This is a genomic window from Streptomyces sp. NPDC057486 (assembly GCF_042802415.1).
GTDB lineage: Bacteria > Actinomycetota > Actinomycetes > Streptomycetales > Streptomycetaceae > Streptomyces > Streptomyces yanii.
The window spans coordinates 15,579-31,692 of sequence record NZ_JBHVEE010000050.1; the positions used below are offsets into that span (position 1 = coordinate 15,579).

Genomic DNA, 16,114 nt, shown 5'->3' on the forward strand with positions numbered 1-16,114 from the left:
CTTTCTGATCTGCGTTGCCGCTACTGATGGGACGGTGAGACCTGCTGGGTCACTTGAGGTCGTCGGCCGTGTAGTAGCCGGTGTCGATGAGTTCCTTGGTGTAGTTGCTCTTGTCGACACTCACCGGCTGCAGCAGGAACGAAGGCACGGTCTTCTTCCCGTTGTTGTACGAGGTGGTGTCGTTGATCTCGGGCTTCTTGCCGCTCAGCGCCGCGTCCACCATGTCGGTGGCGACCTCGGCAAGCTTGCGGATGTCCTTGTAGACCGTCTGGTTCTGCTCGCCCTTGATGATCGACTTCACCGAGGCGACCTCGGCGTCCTGGCCGGTGACGATCGGCCACGGCTTGCTCGCCGTGCCGTAGTGGTCGGAGCGCAGCGAGGACAGAATGCCGATCGAAATGCCGTCGTACGGCGAGAGCACCGCGTCCACCCGGCCCGAGGTGTACGAGGACGTCAGCAGGTCGTCCATGCGCTTCTGTGCGGTGCCGCCGTCCCAGCGCAGGGTGGTGACCTGATTGAGCTTGGTCTGGCCGGACTTGACGACCAGCTGCTTCTTGTCGATGTACGGCTGGAGGACCTTCATCGCGCCGTTGAAGAAGTACTGGGTGTTGTTGTCGTCGTTGGAGCCGGCGAACAGCTCGATGTTGAAGGGCCCCTTCTTGCTGCCGTCCGCGAGCCCCAGCTTCTGCACGATGTAGGTGCCCTGGAGTGTGCCGACCTTCTCGTTGTCGAACGAGGCGTAGTAGTCGACGTGGTCGGTGCCGAGGATGAGTCGGTCGTAGGAGATCACCGGGATATGAGCGTCCGCGGCCTGCTGCAGCACGTTGTTCAGCGACTTGTTGTCGATGGCCGCGATGACCAGGGCTTTGACGCCCTGGGTGATCATGTTCTCGATCTGCGAGACCTGGGTGTCGGGGTCGTCCTCGCCGAACTGCAGCTTGGTCCTGTAGCCGGCCGCCTGCAGGTCCTTGACCACGTTCCTGCCGTCGGCGATCCACCGCTCGGAGGACTGTGTGGGCATGGCGATGCCGACGGTGCCGCCCTTGGCGCTCTCCGCACCGGTGTCCTTGCTGCCGCCCGAACTGCTCTGACCACAGGCGGTGAGGGAGAGGCACAGGGTGAGGGAGGCGACAGCAGCCGTCGTCAGGGTACGGATTCTCATGGTCATCAGTCCTTGTCGGTCTCGTCGTCGAGAACAGGGAAGCGGCGAAGGGTGCCCGGCAGCCGGGAACCGAGCGGGGACATTCCGGCCTCGGCCCCGTGCCGGGCCAGCAGGTCGAGCGCAAGACGGCCGCGGCGGACGCGTTCGCGCGCGGTGTTGAGGGTGTGGTCGCGCAACTGCGCGCCGTACGGGTAGATACCGGGGGACCTGGAGAGCCCGAACTTGAGATAGATCGGGGCGCCGCGCCTGATCAGCTCGGCCGCCTCGTACATCCGGACATAGCCGCCGAGGTCGTCCGGAGCCTCGATGTAGAGGTCCATGGGGGTCGCGGAGGCACGCCGGATCTCGGTGAAGTGAGCGAGCGTCAGGTCGGAGGGGATGTTGATCGAGTCCGCGCCGAGTTGCTCGTACACCGCGTAGGAGGCCGGGTTGACCGGCCCGATCAGCGCGGAGACCTTGAAGGTGGTGTCGGCGGGCAGCACGCCGCGTGCCCGCAGCCGGTGGAGCGTCCAGAGCACGCCCTCATCGGCGACGAGCAGGCAGGTGACGCCCAGCTCCGTTGCGCGCAGGGCGTCTTCGACACATCCGGCGAGCGCGTCGTGGCCGCGGGCGCGCAGGCCGGCGCCGCCCGAGTCCGTACGCGTGGAGCCGCCGATGTCCCAGGTGCCGCGCGGCCCGGTGAACAAGCAGAGCTCGATGTCGCGCTCGGCGCAGGCCTCCACCATCTCGGTGATCTCGGCGTCGGTGAGCATCCAGACACCGCTGCCCTGACTGATGCGGTGGACGGGGACATCGAGGCGCGAGGACTCCTTCAGTACGACGGCGAGCGCCTCGGGGCCCTCCACCGAGGGGATCTCGGTGCGCCAGGTGCCGCCGTCGGGAAAGGCGTGCGGGGAGGAGTCGGCAGGATTGTCTGCGGGTGCGGCGAGGCCGAGCGCGGCGAGGGCGGATTCGCCGGGACGGCGGGCTCCTGAGGCAGTGGTCACGTGACCCCCCATGATTGTTCGATATTTCGTACACGGTTCGGAAACAACGGCGCGGATCTGCCGCGACGAGCAGAGCGGGACCGCACCGACCTCGGGGTCACCCCTGCCCGCCACCTCGATGGCAATCGAGAGGTCCCAGGGTCAGTTCATGGGCGACAAGCGATACAGGCCCGATCGGGCCGAGTTCCTCCGACGCCGAAGACACCCTCGTCGGTGCGGAGCAGCACCCACGCGCGGACCACTGGGCGTTCCGGCGACGTGGGTGGCGATTCCCCTCATGCGCAAGGCAGTTACCCCCGAAGCTGTTCGGCATTTCGTCACACGTTCGAAATGCTGGCGTGAACGTAGTCGCGGACGGCATGCGTCGTCAATGGCCCTGCGCCGGTCGATTTCATCGATACGGCGGGGTGTTGACGAGAGGCGTACGGGACGGCAAGCTCCCGTCAGTCGCCATGACGACAAGCGTCCGAAATCTCGAACCCGTATATCCGGCACTGGCTCGAGGATCACCACGTATGACCGATCACCCCATGAGCCGCCGACGAGGGGACGGGCAACAGCGCCGCCGACACCTCGGGCAACGGCTGCACCCTCACCCTGACCGGCGCGGCGGCCTGGGGCGCCACCGAGGCCGGCGGGGTGGGCGGTGGCGTGATCACCGGCATGACCTGCACGGCCCCTGGCGCCGTCACGCCCATCGCGGACTGTGCCCTACAGAGAGAGCTGCAGTCCACGGTCCGGACGACAGAAGCAATCAACGCCCCCACGGCAGCGACGCGCACAGTCAGCGGCAGCAGCCGTCCGCGTGGTCTCAGGGATTCGGTGAGTGGTCGTCGAGATGCCTGCGGGCCTCGACGTAGGTCTGGGTGTCGATCTCGCCGGCGGCGTAGCGGCGGTCGAGGATCTCCCGTGGCGTCTCGCGGCGCTGCCCACGGTCGCCATTGCCGTAGTGTCCTGGGGAATGGTGGGTGAGGCGGATCGCCGCCCAGACAACAAGGCCGACCAGAGCTATCCAGAGCAACGGCATGAACGCCATCCAGGCCCAGCCGCCACCGTTCCAGTAGATCACCGTCCCCACCTCCCCTGGGAGGTCGTCCGCTCCTCCCTTCAAGCCTTGTCCGGCTGAAGGGGCGAGGCCAGGGCCGTTCAGCCCCGTGTCCTGGTCCGGTCGGCACCGTTGCGACGTTTCAGCCGGCCGGTTCGGTCCGCCCTTCGCGCACGGGCCGTGAACGTGCCCCACTCGCAACCCGATTGGGGTGCCCGCCCCTCGCTGACGCGGCCTGTCCCGATGAAGGCCCGGGTCCAGGCAGGGAACCGGCGCCGATCCGGTCGTCGAGAGATGTGCAGTCAGCGCGTCCCGCTGTCTTCCTCACTGCTCATTGCGGCTCACTCGTCGCCTGCTTGCGGTGCCGCGGGATCAGCTCGACCGGGCAGTTGGCATGGTGCAGCAGGCTGTGGGTGACCAGGCCGAGCGTCGGGCCGAAGCTCCCGGGCGAGCGCCGCCCACCCATGATCAGCAGATCCGCGTGCCGAGTCGCCTCAACCAGGACACCGGCGGCGGACATGCTCTTCTCCGCATCCGCCTCCACGGTGAGTCCCGGGAAGTCGGCACGGATACGGTCCGTCACTCCCATCAACGTGCGAACGTGGTTGCGAGCCATCTCGTCCACGGCGTCGAGCATCGTCACGACATTTCCGACCGACTCCAGCACGTTCCATACGTGCACAAGCCGCAACGACGCCTTGCGCAGCTCCGCCTCTTTCGCAGCGTGGCGTGCGCAGTCCACGTCGTGCTCGTCGTGGATGGCGGCCACCACAACGTCTGCCGCGGGAGCACCTTCGGTGCCGCGCACCACGACCACCGGCGTCCTGGCCCCCGCGGCAACCTTCAGGCCGACCGAGCCGAGCAACAATGAGTTGAAACCTCCGAGACCACGGTTGCCCACCACGATCGTTCCGTGGTTTCCCGCCGCGGTGTGCAGGCTCGCCACCGGGTCACGGCGGCTCAGCTCCTTCGTCACGGTCAGGCCGGGGTAGCGCTCGGACACCGTGGCTGCGGTCTCCTCGAGAAGATCTCGACCCGCGTTCCGGACCTGCTCGATGGTTTCCATGGACGCGTAGATCATCCGGCTGTCCGTATCGGCCGCGTAAACGAGGTGCAGAGGGCGATCACGCCGTCGGGCTTCCTCGGAGGCCCACAGCACGGCCCGCATGGCGCTCTCGGAGCCGTCCACCCCGGCCACGAGTGCTCCGAGGACCGGGCCACCCCTGTCACTGGCATTCATGGTTCCTCCTCACCGAAGCTCCCGGTGCACCTCTCACCCTGGCACCGCGGCCCCGCGCCGCGAGAGGGCCGCTCAGGACCCCGCGGGGGCCGAAGGTCCCTGTCGGCTCCTCCCCCCGTGTGCTCCTCCCGCACCATGGCGTGCCCGAACGACCCCGGGTGAGGCCCGTTCGGCCCTGCTTTCGGTGTCGCGATCCAGCAGATCCTGAGTTCGGGACGAGAACGGGCGCCATGCCCCGGTGAATCTCTGAGAATGGGCAGGGGGTTGCCTCCATGAAGCACATCACCGTGGGAGACCTGATGACCGACGAGGTCGTTTCGGTCGTCTCCGCCAACTCCTTCAAGGATGTCGCGAAGTTGCTCGCAGAGCACAACATCAGCGGACTCCCCGTGCTCGACAGCGAAGACCGGGTGGTCGGTGTCATCTCCGAGAGCGACCTACTGGTCAGACAGACGGGCACCGAGCCCGCCACCGGCACCTCTCCCGAGGGCGCGGGCCGGCCGGTGGCCACCACTGCGGGAGAGGTGATGTCGTCGCCGGCGGTGACCGTCCTCGCCGACGAGACCGTGAGCGGTGCCGCCCGTCTGATGAAGCGCCGCGGTCTGGAGCGCCTCCCCGTCGTGGACGAGGAGGGCCGGCTCATCGGCATCGTCACCCGCCGCGATCTGCTGGGACTGTTTCTGCGACCGGACGCGGAAATACGACGCCGTGTCGTCGAGGACGTGCTCGTCGCCACGATGGGGCTGAGAGCCGATGTGGTCGCCGTCCACGTGGTTGACGGCGTCGTCACCCTCGAAGGCGAGCTTGAGAGGCAGAGCGAGATACCCGTCCTGATACGTCTCACCGAGCAGCTCGACGGGGTGGTCGCGGTGATGCCCCATCTCACCACCCCCTTCGACAACGATCGGCTCCGTCCTTCGGAGCGGACTGCCCACCCCATGTGGTGACCCGCGAATCGCCCCCCAGCTCGACCGGTGGGGGTGACGGGGCAGGATCAGCGGATTGCGCGCCGCGGGGCCGGGGCCGGAGCGCTGCGACGGTGCTGGGCGGGCCGCACCGCGCCCACCGGATGCCCGCGGGCCCCCGCGCCCGGACCCGAGCCGAACGCCATTTCCACACCCGTCCTTCGCGCAGGACCCGGAAGGGGCCCTCCCCCACTGCTCGTGATGTCCCGCGCATGTGCCCGAGGGCCGAACAGCCCCCGGCGAACCCCGGAAGGCCCTACCCCCTGCGCATGCCGGTGCCCACGCTCGGAGTACGGACACCCCTCCCCGGGAGGAAACATGCAGCACCTGCGCACCGTCAACGACATGACGACCCACGCTGTGGTCGCGGTCGACCGCGGAGCGGCGTTCCCGAACATCGTGGAGTCCATGCAGCAGTGGCGTATCGGCGCGCTGCCGGTCGTAGCGGACGACGGGTGCGGCGCCGGTGTGTTCTCCGGGGCGGACCTGCTGCCCAGGGCGCAGGGGGTGGACGTGCCGCGCTCCGATACGGCCGGACGGCTCATGACCGCGCCGGCGGCAACGGTGACGCGCGACGGGACCCTGGCCGGCGCCGCCCCCGAAGCCGTGGACGTCACGGTTCGGGTGAACGCCGACAATCCCCGCGAAGGTGATCGCCGATGAGGAATCGCAGTGTCGCGGATCTGATGACGCCCACGGCCGTCACCGTCCAGCGCGGCACGGGTTTCAAGGAGATCACCAGACTTCTGGACGAGTTCGACATCACGGCCGTGCCCGTACTGGATGACGACAGGCACCCCGTGGGCGTCGTCTCCGAGGCCGATCTGCTCCGTCGCCGCAACGCCGGAAGTGGTACGCCCACCGCCGTCGATCTCATGTCCAGCCCTGCCATCACCGCCCGCCCCGACTGGAGTGCGGTCCGTGCTGCTCGTGTGATGGAGGAGCACAGAGTGAAGAGGCTCCCGGTCGTCGACGCCGAGGACAGGCTGATCGGGGTAGTGGCCCGCAGCGACCTCCTCCAGTTGTTCCTGCGAAGGGATCGCGCGATCCAGGAGGAGATTCTCGAGGATGTGCTGACCTGCGCACTCGGGCTCAGCCCGTCTGCTTTGACGGTGGAAGTAGCCGATGGTCTGGTCACCCTCAGCGGCACCGTGCCCCGGAGCAGCCTCGTTCCCGTCATCCTGCGGATGTGCCAGAGCGTCGACGGCGTCGTGGATGTGATCGATCGGCTCGACCACGAGCAGGACGACCTGCCGGACGCCAGATGAGAGTACAGGGCGGCAGGCGCGCTGCGACGAGCCCCGTGTCCGCGTGTTCGCATCCGTAGGAGACGAGTCGTCATGAACCACAGCATCGTCGTCGGTCTGGACGGGTCGACGGAAAGTACCGCAGCGGTTCACTGGGCCGCACGCGAGGCGCTTCTGCGGGACGCACCGCTGCATCTTGTGCATGCCGCGGATTGGTCGTCCCCCCTCGGTGTGCCGGCCACCGGCACTGCCGCCGGCCGTGAGTGGGCCGAGGCGCTCCTGCGTGACGCAGTGGACGAACTTCGCCGCCTTCATGACCGACTGGAGGTCCGGGCCCGGTCGATCGACGGCCGGCCGGCAGTCTCGCTCGCGACCGCAGCGGCCTCGGCGGACATGCTCGTTCTCGGCTCCCGGGGGCTCGGCACACTGACCGGGTTCGTCCTGGGTTCGGTCGGGATGCGCGTCATCGTCGCGACCGAGCGACCCGTGATTCTGGTACGTGCGCACGAGGACGCCCTGCCACACGCCGAAGGCCTTCACACGGACCGGGACATCGTGGTCGGGATCGATACGGGCCGACCGTGCGACGCACTCCTGGACTTCGCCTTCGAGGAGGCATCACGTCGGCGATGCACTCTGCATGCGCTGTCGACCTGGATGTTTCCGCCCCTCGCCGGGTACGGCGCGGCGTACAGTGCGAGCCTCCATGAGCAGATGGCCGACAGCATGACCGTCGGCCTGGACGACAGACTGCGGCCTTGGCGCGACGCGTTCCCCTCCGTCGACGTGGTCGCGCGGGCGACGGTCGGCCACACGGCGGAGCAGCTCGTGGAGACCGGAGCCGAGGCGGGTCTCGTCGTCGTGGGGCGTCGGGTCCGTCAGTCCCCCGTGGGCGCGCACATCGGGCCCGTCGCCCACGCCGTCCTTCATCATTCCCGTGCGCCCGTCGCCGTCATCGCCCACCGGTGAGGAGCGGCATCTCCTGCCCTTCGCCGACCCGGACACGTGGCGTCGGATCACCCCGGCGGCGGGCCCCCTCCTGCGCTGCGCAGAGAGGCCGCGCGGGTCGGTGCCGAGTTCCCGGCGCAGCAGTGGAATCGGCTCCGGCGGGTCCCTGCTCGGCATCGGAGCAGAGGCGGTGGTCCTGACCCTGGTGGAGCCGTCAGTCGGTGGAGCCGTCAGTCGTCATCGGCCCCCGAGTCCCGGCGCAGCCGGCCGGACCAGCGCGGCTCCACGCGCTCCCACTCCTCGTCCCAGTGGGCAAGGCTCCGCGTCTCGACGCGGCGGAGCCCGAGGCGGACAACCAATCCGGCGGACAGCGCGACCAGGCCCATGGCACAGGCCCCGGCTGCGGCGGCCTGCAGGGCTCGATCCCCACGGGAATGCGGGGCAGCCGAAATCCTGCCCGAGTCATCCACCCACAGCGTGACCGTCCGGCCCACTGGCGTGTTCGGGGTGACCGCGATGGTGTCCGTATGCGGTACGGAGGCGGGATACTCCCAGAAGGCCCGAGCCGTTGCTTCCGAAGCCCCCGCAAACCGGGCAGGGAGTCGGCCTTCGGCCTTGCTGACCGTTGTCGCCGTCACCTGGTGGCGGTGTCGAGCCTCCTGCTGAGCGGTCACGCTGTCGGCGTCCCAGACGTTGAATCCGACAGCAACACCGCAGAACACTGCCGCCAGCGCAAACACCACGGAAGCGGCGAGCCAGCGGCTGCGGACACGGTCGGCAGTCCGCCGCAGTGGATTCCGGCGGCGCTCGAACGGTCGTCGTATGCGGCTCCGGTGCCGCTTCCTGGGCCGCATGGGCTCGGATCCGGGCGAGTCGGCCTGGAACATGTCGCGCCTCCGCCCTGTGCCGTCGCCGTCCCCGCACGCAGCGGTGGGTTCGGCACCCGGGAGATGAGCTCTGGTCTGGACCCCCGGAAGGGTGCGGAATTCTTCACCCCGGCCCGTTCCCGTGCGGGGTGGACCCCACCCCGGCGGGTCACAAGGGCGCCCGCACGGCGAGGCTGCCCTCCTCCTACGCCTCCTCGACGTGACATCGCGTGCTCCACTTCCGTCGCCTCGGGGGCATCACCACCACCATCGATGTCCGTCTTCAATTTCGCCCGGCAGGGCACTCTCCCGCTTGGGGCCAACGGGCCCCTGCGGGGGCCGTCCGGCCCCCCTCCTCGCCGGTGGACCTCGGCGGATGCGCACCGTCGTCGTCCCGGCACTCGCGATCGATCGCACCGAGATCGGCACGCCGGAGGCCACCTCATGCCGTCGTCGCCTGTCCGCGGCGCCGCGGCGGGACGGATGCGGACATGGGTCGTCGGGTCCCGCCGGAGACCGAACGGCCCTTGTTCGAACCTTTGGTCGAATGAGCCCGTGAACCGTCGAACCAGCGGTCCGGGGCCCAGGAGACGTCATGCCACGCAACTCGCACATCGTCGGCGATGTCATGACACGCGGCGTGATCGCCGTCCGTGATGTCACCAACCGGCACCGGCCCGGAGGGGCCGCCGATGGTGGGGGGGCTCAGTCCTGACGGCCCTTCCTGTGACGGCGGGCGGGGCGTCGGCCCGACGGCAGATCGAGCCATCGCACCGTGCCCGGGACGATCATGTGGGTGTGGCCGCCCAGGACCAGCCGGACGGCTGGGTGGTGCGAGTCCGATATCGCGATCCGGAGCCGCTGCGCCCGTATACCCAGGTCCACCTCGTGCCCGCGGAATCCGATGCGTACCCCGAATTGCGAGAGCTGGGGAAGCGGGGCCGGGGAGAGCCGGAGTGCGTCGTCACGCGTCTCCAGCCCGGTCATTCCGCGCTGCACGAAATCGAGGGTGCCGGCCATCGCCCCCAGATGGATGCCTTCCGCCGTGGTGCCGCCCTGGATGTCGGTCACGTCACCGGTCAGTGCCTCTTCGCAGTACGCCCACGCCTCCTCGCGGTGCGCCCGTGCCAGCACCCAGGCATGAACCAGGGAGCTGAGGGTGGAACCGTGGCTCGTACGCGCGAGGTAGTAGTCGACGGTGGTGCGCCAGGTGTCGTCGTCCAGCGCATGTCCGAGACGCTGGAACAGGCCACCGAGTTCTCCCGGTGAGAACAGGTACCCGAGCATCAGCACATCGGCCTGCTTGGATGCCTGGTAACGGTTGACCGTGTCGCCCTCCGCCTCGAGGATGCGGTCGAGCCGCCGGATGTCGCCGTAGCGCTTCCGGTAAGCGGCCCAGTCGAGTTCGTCCAGTTCTCCGTATCCGGCGAACTGGCTGATGACTCCACGGTGAAACGGCACATGCAGCCGACGGGAGACGTCCTCCCAACGCTCCAGCTCCGCGGGGTCGAGGCGGATGCGCTCCAGCAGGAGCTTCCTCCGGTGTTCGGGCAGGTCGTGGTACAGCTCCGTGGCCCGTGCCAGCACCCAGGCCGCCGTCACGTTCGTGTACGTGTTGTCGTCTATGCCCGCAGTCCCGGCCCCCGGATAGGCGTCGTGGTACTCGTCGGGGCCGACCACACCGCGGATACGGTACCGGGCCGACGACGCGTCCCATGCGGCGCTGTCCGCCCAGAACCGGGCGATCTGCAGCAGCATTTCCGCGCCCTTGGAATGCAGGTAATCCGTGTCCGCGGTGGCCTGGCAGTACTGCCACACGTTGTAGGCGACAGCCGAACCGACGTGGTGCTGCAGACGTGAATGGTCGGGCAGCCAGCGCCCCGAGCGGGGATTGAGATGGATCTCCTGGGTCTCCTCCCGGCCGTCGTCGGCACTCTGCCACGGGTACATCGCCCCGGCCCGTCCCACCTGTTGTGCCGCGCGGCAGGCCGCGGTCAGCCTCCGGTGGCGGTAGTCCAGAAGTCCCCGGGAAACCTCAGGGAAATGCAGACTCAGGAACCTCAGCACGAAGAGTTCGTCCCAGAAGACATGACCCCGGTATGCCTCTCCGTGCAGTCCTCTCGCCGGTACGCCCACATCGAGCTCTGCCGTGTGCGGGGACAGCGTCTGCAGCACGTGGAAGAGGTGAAGTCGCAGAATCCTGCCCGCTTCGCCCGGAACCTCGATCCGGGTCCGCTGCCACAGGCCGGCCCACGCCCGATGGTGCGAGGCCAGCAGCTCTGTGAACTCCGGGGCCGTTCGCACCCCGGCCACGGCAGCCCGCAGCGGGCTGCCGATCGCCGGGTCACGCGATGTGTAGAGCGCCACCGTCTTGTCCACGACGGCGTCGCATTCCGGATCCAGCGGCAGCACCAGTGTCTGGAAGACCTTCCGTGGGGTCTGCCGAGGACGGGGACGCCGCCCGGACTCATCGGGCTGCTGCCGCGCAGGACCGCCCGACGTGGCCACGATGCGGGAGGCCAGCGCGAAGCCGATGTCCGACTCCGCGGTGCGACATCCGAGCCACACCACGTCGTCCTGTTCCGTTCCGGTCGACCAGCCGGTCAGATGACAGTCCGACAGATCCCGGTACCGCGCGACACCGGCGTTCCGGATGTCGCCGTCGATCGCCGCCTCCACCTCGACCGCCCCCACCCACCCGGCCGCGGTGAAAGCCGTGTGCAGGGCGGCGAGATGCGGGTTGCCCATGTGTACCAGACGGCACTGCTCGACAGACAGGCGCCGACCTGCCTCGTCCTGGTAGACGGACCGGCGGGTCAGCGTGCCGCGGCGCAGATCGAGCGTCTGCCGGTGTTCCGCGAGGTGTTCGTGGTCCGGTGACAGCCACGGTCCGGGGCCTGTGCCGACCGGGCGGATGCGGTAGCGCAGCGGCAGCCAGTTCGGCAGGTTGACCAGGTCGGCGTTCTCCACCTGTCGGCCCCGGACCGACGAGGTCAACCGGTCGTAGCAACCCGCGACGTAGGTGCCCGGGTAGTGGAACCTGCCGGTGACGGTCTCGGATGCGGCTCCACGGGTGGCGAAGTACCCGTTGCCGAGTGTGCACAGCGCCTCGCGCAGCCGCTCCGCCTCCGGCTCGTACCCCTCGTACAACCACTCCCAGGCCCCCGCCATCAGTCGTTGCCGATCAGTAGTTCACCGGGATCGGACACCACGATGTCGGCGCCACGGCGTCGCAGGTCCGCGGCCTTGCCGGGACCGCCTGTCCGGTCCACGCCGACCACAAGTCCGAATCCGCCGCGGCGGCCGGCCTCGACACCGGCCAGGGAGTCCTCCACCACAGCGGTGTCCGAGACGGGAACCCCGAGGCGCCGCGCCGCCTCGACGAAGAGCGCGGGATCCGGCTTCCCCGCGAGCCCCGGTCGCCGTGCCTCATTTCCGTCGACCACGGCACCGAACTGCCCGATGAGGCCGGCCCGCGACAGGATTTCCGTCGCGTGGCGGGATGCGGACACGGCAGCACAGGGCATCCGCTCACCGCGCAGTGCGTGGAGGAGACGAACCGTGCCGGGCCAGACATCGACCCGGTGGGTGCGCAGCGTTTCCGTGAACAGCTCGTCCTTGCGTGCGGCCACCGCCCATACCGTCGCCGTGCCGGGCGGGTCGTCGGGGCTGCCGTCGGGAAGGTCCAGCCCTCGCGACGCGAGGAAGGCCGCCGCGCCGTCCCGCCGTGAACGGCCGTCGACGTGGCGGAGATAGTCGTCGACCTGATCGAAGGGCCGCTGTCCTTCCCACTCCGACAGACAGGCGTCGAATGCCTTCTTCCAGGCCGCGGCGTGGCTCCGCGCGGAGTCGGTGATCACTCCGTCGGTGTCGAAGACCACGGCCCGCACGGAGTGCAGGCACGGGGCAGGAGACGGTGCGGCTGCCATGAACGGGGCGGTCCCTTCGCCAGGGCTTCGTTTCATGGCATCACGATTCCGGGACACGGGCGCGTCGTGGACCTCAGTAGGGCAGAGGCCGCCCGGCCGGAGTTCGCAGGTCGAGGGGCGGAGGCCCCGAGGGCGGCGGCGGGCGACGGACGATTCTGATGCGGCTCACTGCCACCACCTCCTGGCGCTCACCGGGTATGTGCCCAGGCGCGCCCTCCACAATCCTGCGGCGGGAGATCAGAGCCCATGGGCCGATCGGTCCCGGACCGCCCCCCGTACGGCCCAAGCGGGCGGGTCGGTGAGCGGATCACCGTGAGAATCATCTGGAATGCCGGTCAACGGGCTGATGCCGTTCAGCGGGTTCGGGTGCGGCAGACCCCGGGGGTGCCCGATGACCGGGCCTCCCCCCGGAGCCCCGCCTATCGTTCACACCGGACGGTGGGGCACGCGGCCGGGCTGACACACGCGGAGCCGCCATTGCCCGCCAGGGACGGAGGACCCCATGTCGACGCACAGTCTGCTCGACGCGCTCCCGCCCGAGAGCCGGCAGCGGCTTCTCGACACGGCGGCACACGAGGTGCCGCTGGTCCTCGACTCACGCATCTTCGAGGAGGGCAGGCGGGCCGACCGCTTCTGGATCATCCGCTCCGGCCGGGTCGAGGTCGACCTCCATGTGCCCGGCCGCCGCCCGGCGGTCGTCGAGACCCTGGGCCAGGACGACCTGCTGGGCTGGTCCTGGCTCTGCTCCCCGCATGTGTGGCACATGGGTGCGCACGTGGTCCACGCGGGTCAGGCCCTGGAGTTCGACGCCGCGACCGTCCGCGCGCTGTGCGCGGCCGATCCGGTGCTGGGCCGGGCGGTGTACAAGTATGTGGCCGAGACAGTGGCGGAGCGGTTGTACGGAACGCGGAAGCGGTTGCTCCAGCTGTACGGTCCCCAGGCCGACATCGCCGAGGACTGAACGGCCCGGGTGGTGCAGGGGCCGATCGGCTCTGGTGCACCGTCGGGTGTGCGGGCCACGATGAACATGGGGCCGGTGGAGAGCCCTGCAGAAGCGAGGTGGGCGCCATGAGCGGCGAGGCCGCGTTCTCCGCGCAGAATCCGATCCGGGTGTTCCTGCTCGACGACCACGAGGTGGTCAGGCGCGGGGTGCAGGATCTTCTCGACGCGGAACCCGACATCGAAGTCGTCGGCGATGCCGGTACGGCCGATCATGCGCTGGCCCGTGGCCCGGCGCTGCGCCCGGATGTCGCGATCCTCGATGTGCGGCTCCCCGACGGCGACGGGATCAGCGTCTGTCGCGAACTGCGTTCGCGGATGCCGGAACTGGCCTGCCTGATGCTCACCTCGTTCGACGACGACGAAGCGCTGCTCGACGCCATCATGGCGGGCGCAGCAGGCTACGTGCTCAAGGAGATCAAGGGGTCCGACCTCGTCACAGCCGTCCGCACGCTGGCTTCCGGGCGCTCCACCCTCGATCCGGCGACCACCGCGCGGTTGATGAACAGCCTGCGCGGAGAGGGTTCCGGCGCCGAGGCCGAGGATGCGCTCTCCGCACTGTCTCCACGGGAGAAGGACGTACTTGCTCTCATCGGTGAGGGACTGACCAACAGCCAGATCGGCAAACGCCTCTATCTGTCCGAGAAAACGGTCAAGAACCACATTTCCCGCCTCCTGGCGAAGCTCGGCGTGGAGCGCCGTATTCAGGCGGCCGTGATCGCCGCGCACAGACCGGCACCCTCCTCACCACCGTCGGCGAGCGGTCGCGAGTACTGACGCCGAAGCTGTGGCGCGCGGTCCACGGATCAGGTCAGTCGCAGGGGCACGCGCCACCTCACCCGGGTGCCGCCCTCCGCCGATGGCTCGACCGTCATGTCACCGCCGAGGTTCTTGGCGCGCTGCGCAAGGTTGTCCAGCCCACTGTGCGCGCCGTCGTGTTCCGGCATGCCCACTCCGTTGTCGGACACGACCAACGTCAGCGCTCCCTCACCGACCACCATCGACACGTCCGCCGAGGTCGCCCGGGCATGGCGTGCGACATTGCTGAGCGCTTCACCGAGGACCGCGATCACCTGGTCCGCGGTCTCGGCCGGCACATCTGTGTCGATGAGCCCTCCCATGCGGAGGGACGGCTGGAAGCCCAGGGCACGTGCGGCCTGCTCCACCGCGGTGAGCGTGCGGACGCGCAGACCTTGTTCGGCACGGCCCGATTCGCGTGCGCGGAGGCCGAAGATGGTGGAGCGGATGATCTTGATGGTCTCGTCGAGATCGTCCACGGCACGCAGCAGTCGTTCACTGGCCCGGGGATGGTCCACGAACCGCACCACACTCTGGAGGGTCATACCGGTGGCGAACAGCCGCTGAATGGCGAGGTCGTGCAGGTCCCGGGCAATCCGGTCCCGGTCCTCCAGAAGGGCGATCTGCTCGACGGACTCGCGCCGTTCCGTGAGCTCCATCGCCAGTGCCGCCTGCCCGGCGAACGTCAGCAGGGGCGCGGTCTCCCACTCGGTGAATGCGGGACGCTCCCGTACACGGGCCAGCAGCAGCACCCCCAGGATCCGTCCCCCCGTCTTCATCGGCACCGCGACGGCCGGACCGAGCCCTGCCCATCGCGGGGGCCCGGCGGTGATCCTCGGATCGCACTCGACATCGAGGCTGATGATCGGCTCGCCGGCGTGGAGAGCTGAGCCGACGAACGACCCTTCGCGTGGCAGGACCAGTCCACGGTGCGTGTCGGCGTCCACGCCGGAGGCTATGGCCACCCGCAGAGCACCCTCCCCCTCGGGGAGCGCCAGAACACCCAGGTCGGCGGAGAGGATACGCGAGGCATGGTCGACGATCATCTGCAGGACGTACGCCTCGTCCACCCCGCTCAGCAGCCCCTCGACGATCTCGCTGTTGGCCTCCTGCCAACGCTGCCGGTCACGCGTCTGCGAGTACAGGCGTGCGTTCTCGATGGCGACCCCGGCTGCCACGGCGAGGGTGGAGAGCACCGTCTCGTCCTCGGCGTCGAAGGCGCGGCCACCCCGTTTCTCGGTCAGGTACAGGTTGCCGAACACCTCGTCGCGGACCCGGATGGGCACCCCCAGAAACGAGTGCATGGGGGGATGGTTCGGCGGGAACCCGTGGGACGACCGGTGGTCGGCGAGTTCAGTGAGCCTCAGGGGCACGGGGTGGCGGATCAGCTCGCCGAGGATGCCGTGCCCCTCGGGCAGCGAGCCGATGGCTTCGCGCTGTTCGTCCGTGATGCCCACGGGCAGGAACTGTGCAAGGCGGGTTCCCTCACCGAGCACCCCGAGGGCTCCGTACTCGGCATCGACCACGACGACCGCGGCTTCGACGATCCGGCGCAGCACCTGCGGCAGATCGAGCCCCCGTCCCACCGACATGACGGCGTCCAGCAGCAGCGCCGCCTCGGCGGGGCCGCGCTTCGAGAGGTCGAGGCGTTCCTGGAGGTCCTCGGGGAGTGTGCCCAGCCGACGGCGTTCCTCGCCGTTGCGGTCAGTGCCCTTGTCGCCCACGGTGCCTCCGCCGTGGCCCGCGCGTCACGGGCGGGCCATATGTCCACGGTAACGGCCGAACACCACGCGGCATCCGGTGGAGCGCACCCGGGGGAACACGTCCTGGTACGGAATCCTTCCGGCCGACGCGTCCTGGACGGCCCCGCCGAGGAGTCCGTCCGGCCCGACCGAGGGACGAATGGCCCATACCCCGGGGAGGAAGCCC

Annotated in this window: 14 protein-coding genes; 6 read left to right on the top strand and 8 right to left on the bottom strand. The window is 69.2% G+C overall.

The window, feature by feature from the left end; all coding sequences use genetic code 11:
• Positions 1-49: 49 nt before the first annotated feature.
• From chvE to ACFU6I_RS23230, 4 genes are all read right to left on the bottom strand, one after another.
• Positions 50-1,168, bottom strand: coding sequence for a multiple monosaccharide ABC transporter substrate-binding protein (gene chvE, locus ACFU6I_RS23215; RefSeq protein WP_384369884.1), 1,119 nt, complete (start codon positions 1,166-1,168; stop codon positions 50-52).
• The gene (locus ACFU6I_RS23220; RefSeq protein ID WP_384369887.1) at positions 1,168-2,148 is read right to left on the bottom strand and encodes a hypothetical protein; all 981 of its coding nucleotides are present in this window, start codon (positions 2,146-2,148) and stop codon (positions 1,168-1,170) included. Before ACFU6I_RS23220 ends, chvE begins: the two co-directional genes overlap by 1 nt.
• An 811-nt stretch (positions 2,149-2,959) precedes the next feature.
• Positions 2,960-3,217: an SHOCT domain-containing protein gene (locus tag ACFU6I_RS23225; protein ID WP_384369890.1), complete on the bottom strand. Its 258-nt coding sequence runs from the start codon at positions 3,215-3,217 to the stop codon at positions 2,960-2,962.
• A 307-nt stretch (positions 3,218-3,524) separates the two neighbouring features.
• Entirely contained in the window at positions 3,525-4,433 is a 909-nt protein-coding gene (locus ACFU6I_RS23230; RefSeq protein WP_384369893.1) for a universal stress protein, read from the bottom strand.
• Positions 4,434-4,705: 272 nt separating this feature from the next.
• Between ACFU6I_RS23230 and ACFU6I_RS23235 the strand changes: the two genes are divergently transcribed.
• The 4 genes from ACFU6I_RS23235 (at position 4,706) to ACFU6I_RS23250 (ending at position 7,614) form a co-directional block, all read left to right on the top strand.
• A complete protein-coding gene (locus ACFU6I_RS23235; protein WP_384369896.1) occupies positions 4,706-5,380 on the top strand; it encodes a CBS domain-containing protein in 675 nt (224 codons plus the stop codon).
• A gap of 336 nt (positions 5,381-5,716) precedes the next feature.
• Positions 5,717-6,061, top strand: a complete 345-nt coding sequence (locus ACFU6I_RS23240; RefSeq protein ID WP_384369899.1) for a CBS domain-containing protein — start codon at positions 5,717-5,719, stop codon at positions 6,059-6,061.
• Positions 6,058-6,666, top strand: coding sequence for a CBS domain-containing protein (locus ACFU6I_RS23245; RefSeq protein ID WP_384369902.1), 609 nt, complete (start codon positions 6,058-6,060; stop codon positions 6,664-6,666). The genes ACFU6I_RS23240 and ACFU6I_RS23245 overlap by 4 nt, the downstream gene beginning before the upstream one ends.
• Positions 6,667-6,738: 72 nt before the next feature.
• Positions 6,739-7,614 (top strand): universal stress protein, encoded by an 876-nt coding sequence (locus tag ACFU6I_RS23250; protein ID WP_384369905.1) that lies wholly within the window; start codon positions 6,739-6,741, stop codon positions 7,612-7,614.
• Positions 7,615-7,823: 209 nt separating this feature from the next.
• Here ACFU6I_RS23250 and ACFU6I_RS23255 read toward each other — a convergent pair whose 3' ends face one another.
• The 3 genes from ACFU6I_RS23255 to ACFU6I_RS23265 form a co-directional block, all read right to left on the bottom strand.
• The gene (locus ACFU6I_RS23255) at positions 7,824-8,480 is read right to left on the bottom strand and encodes a hypothetical protein (protein ID WP_384369908.1); all 657 of its coding nucleotides are present in this window, start codon (positions 8,478-8,480) and stop codon (positions 7,824-7,826) included.
• Between the two features lie 684 nt (positions 8,481-9,164).
• Complete coding sequence (locus ACFU6I_RS23260) at positions 9,165-11,630, bottom strand: glycoside hydrolase family 65 protein (protein WP_384369911.1); 2,466 nt, start codon at positions 11,628-11,630, stop codon at positions 9,165-9,167.
• Positions 11,630-12,388 (bottom strand): HAD family hydrolase, encoded by a 759-nt coding sequence (locus tag ACFU6I_RS23265; protein ID WP_384369914.1) that lies wholly within the window; start codon positions 12,386-12,388, stop codon positions 11,630-11,632. Before ACFU6I_RS23265 ends, ACFU6I_RS23260 begins: the two co-directional genes overlap by 1 nt.
• A 502-nt stretch (positions 12,389-12,890) precedes the next feature.
• Here ACFU6I_RS23265 and ACFU6I_RS23270 point away from each other — a divergent pair.
• A complete protein-coding gene (locus ACFU6I_RS23270) occupies positions 12,891-13,349 on the top strand; it encodes a cyclic nucleotide-binding domain-containing protein (RefSeq protein ID WP_384369917.1) in 459 nt (152 codons plus the stop codon).
• 107 nt (positions 13,350-13,456) lie between these two features.
• Complete coding sequence (locus ACFU6I_RS23275; protein WP_345509746.1) at positions 13,457-14,164, top strand: response regulator transcription factor; 708 nt, start codon at positions 13,457-13,459, stop codon at positions 14,162-14,164.
• A 29-nt stretch (positions 14,165-14,193) separates the two neighbouring features.
• Here the strand turns inward: ACFU6I_RS23275 and ACFU6I_RS23280 are convergent, their stop codons facing one another.
• Positions 14,194-15,909: a GAF domain-containing protein gene (locus ACFU6I_RS23280; RefSeq protein WP_384369921.1), complete on the bottom strand. Its 1,716-nt coding sequence runs from the start codon at positions 15,907-15,909 to the stop codon at positions 14,194-14,196.
• Positions 15,910-16,114 lie beyond the last annotated feature (205 nt).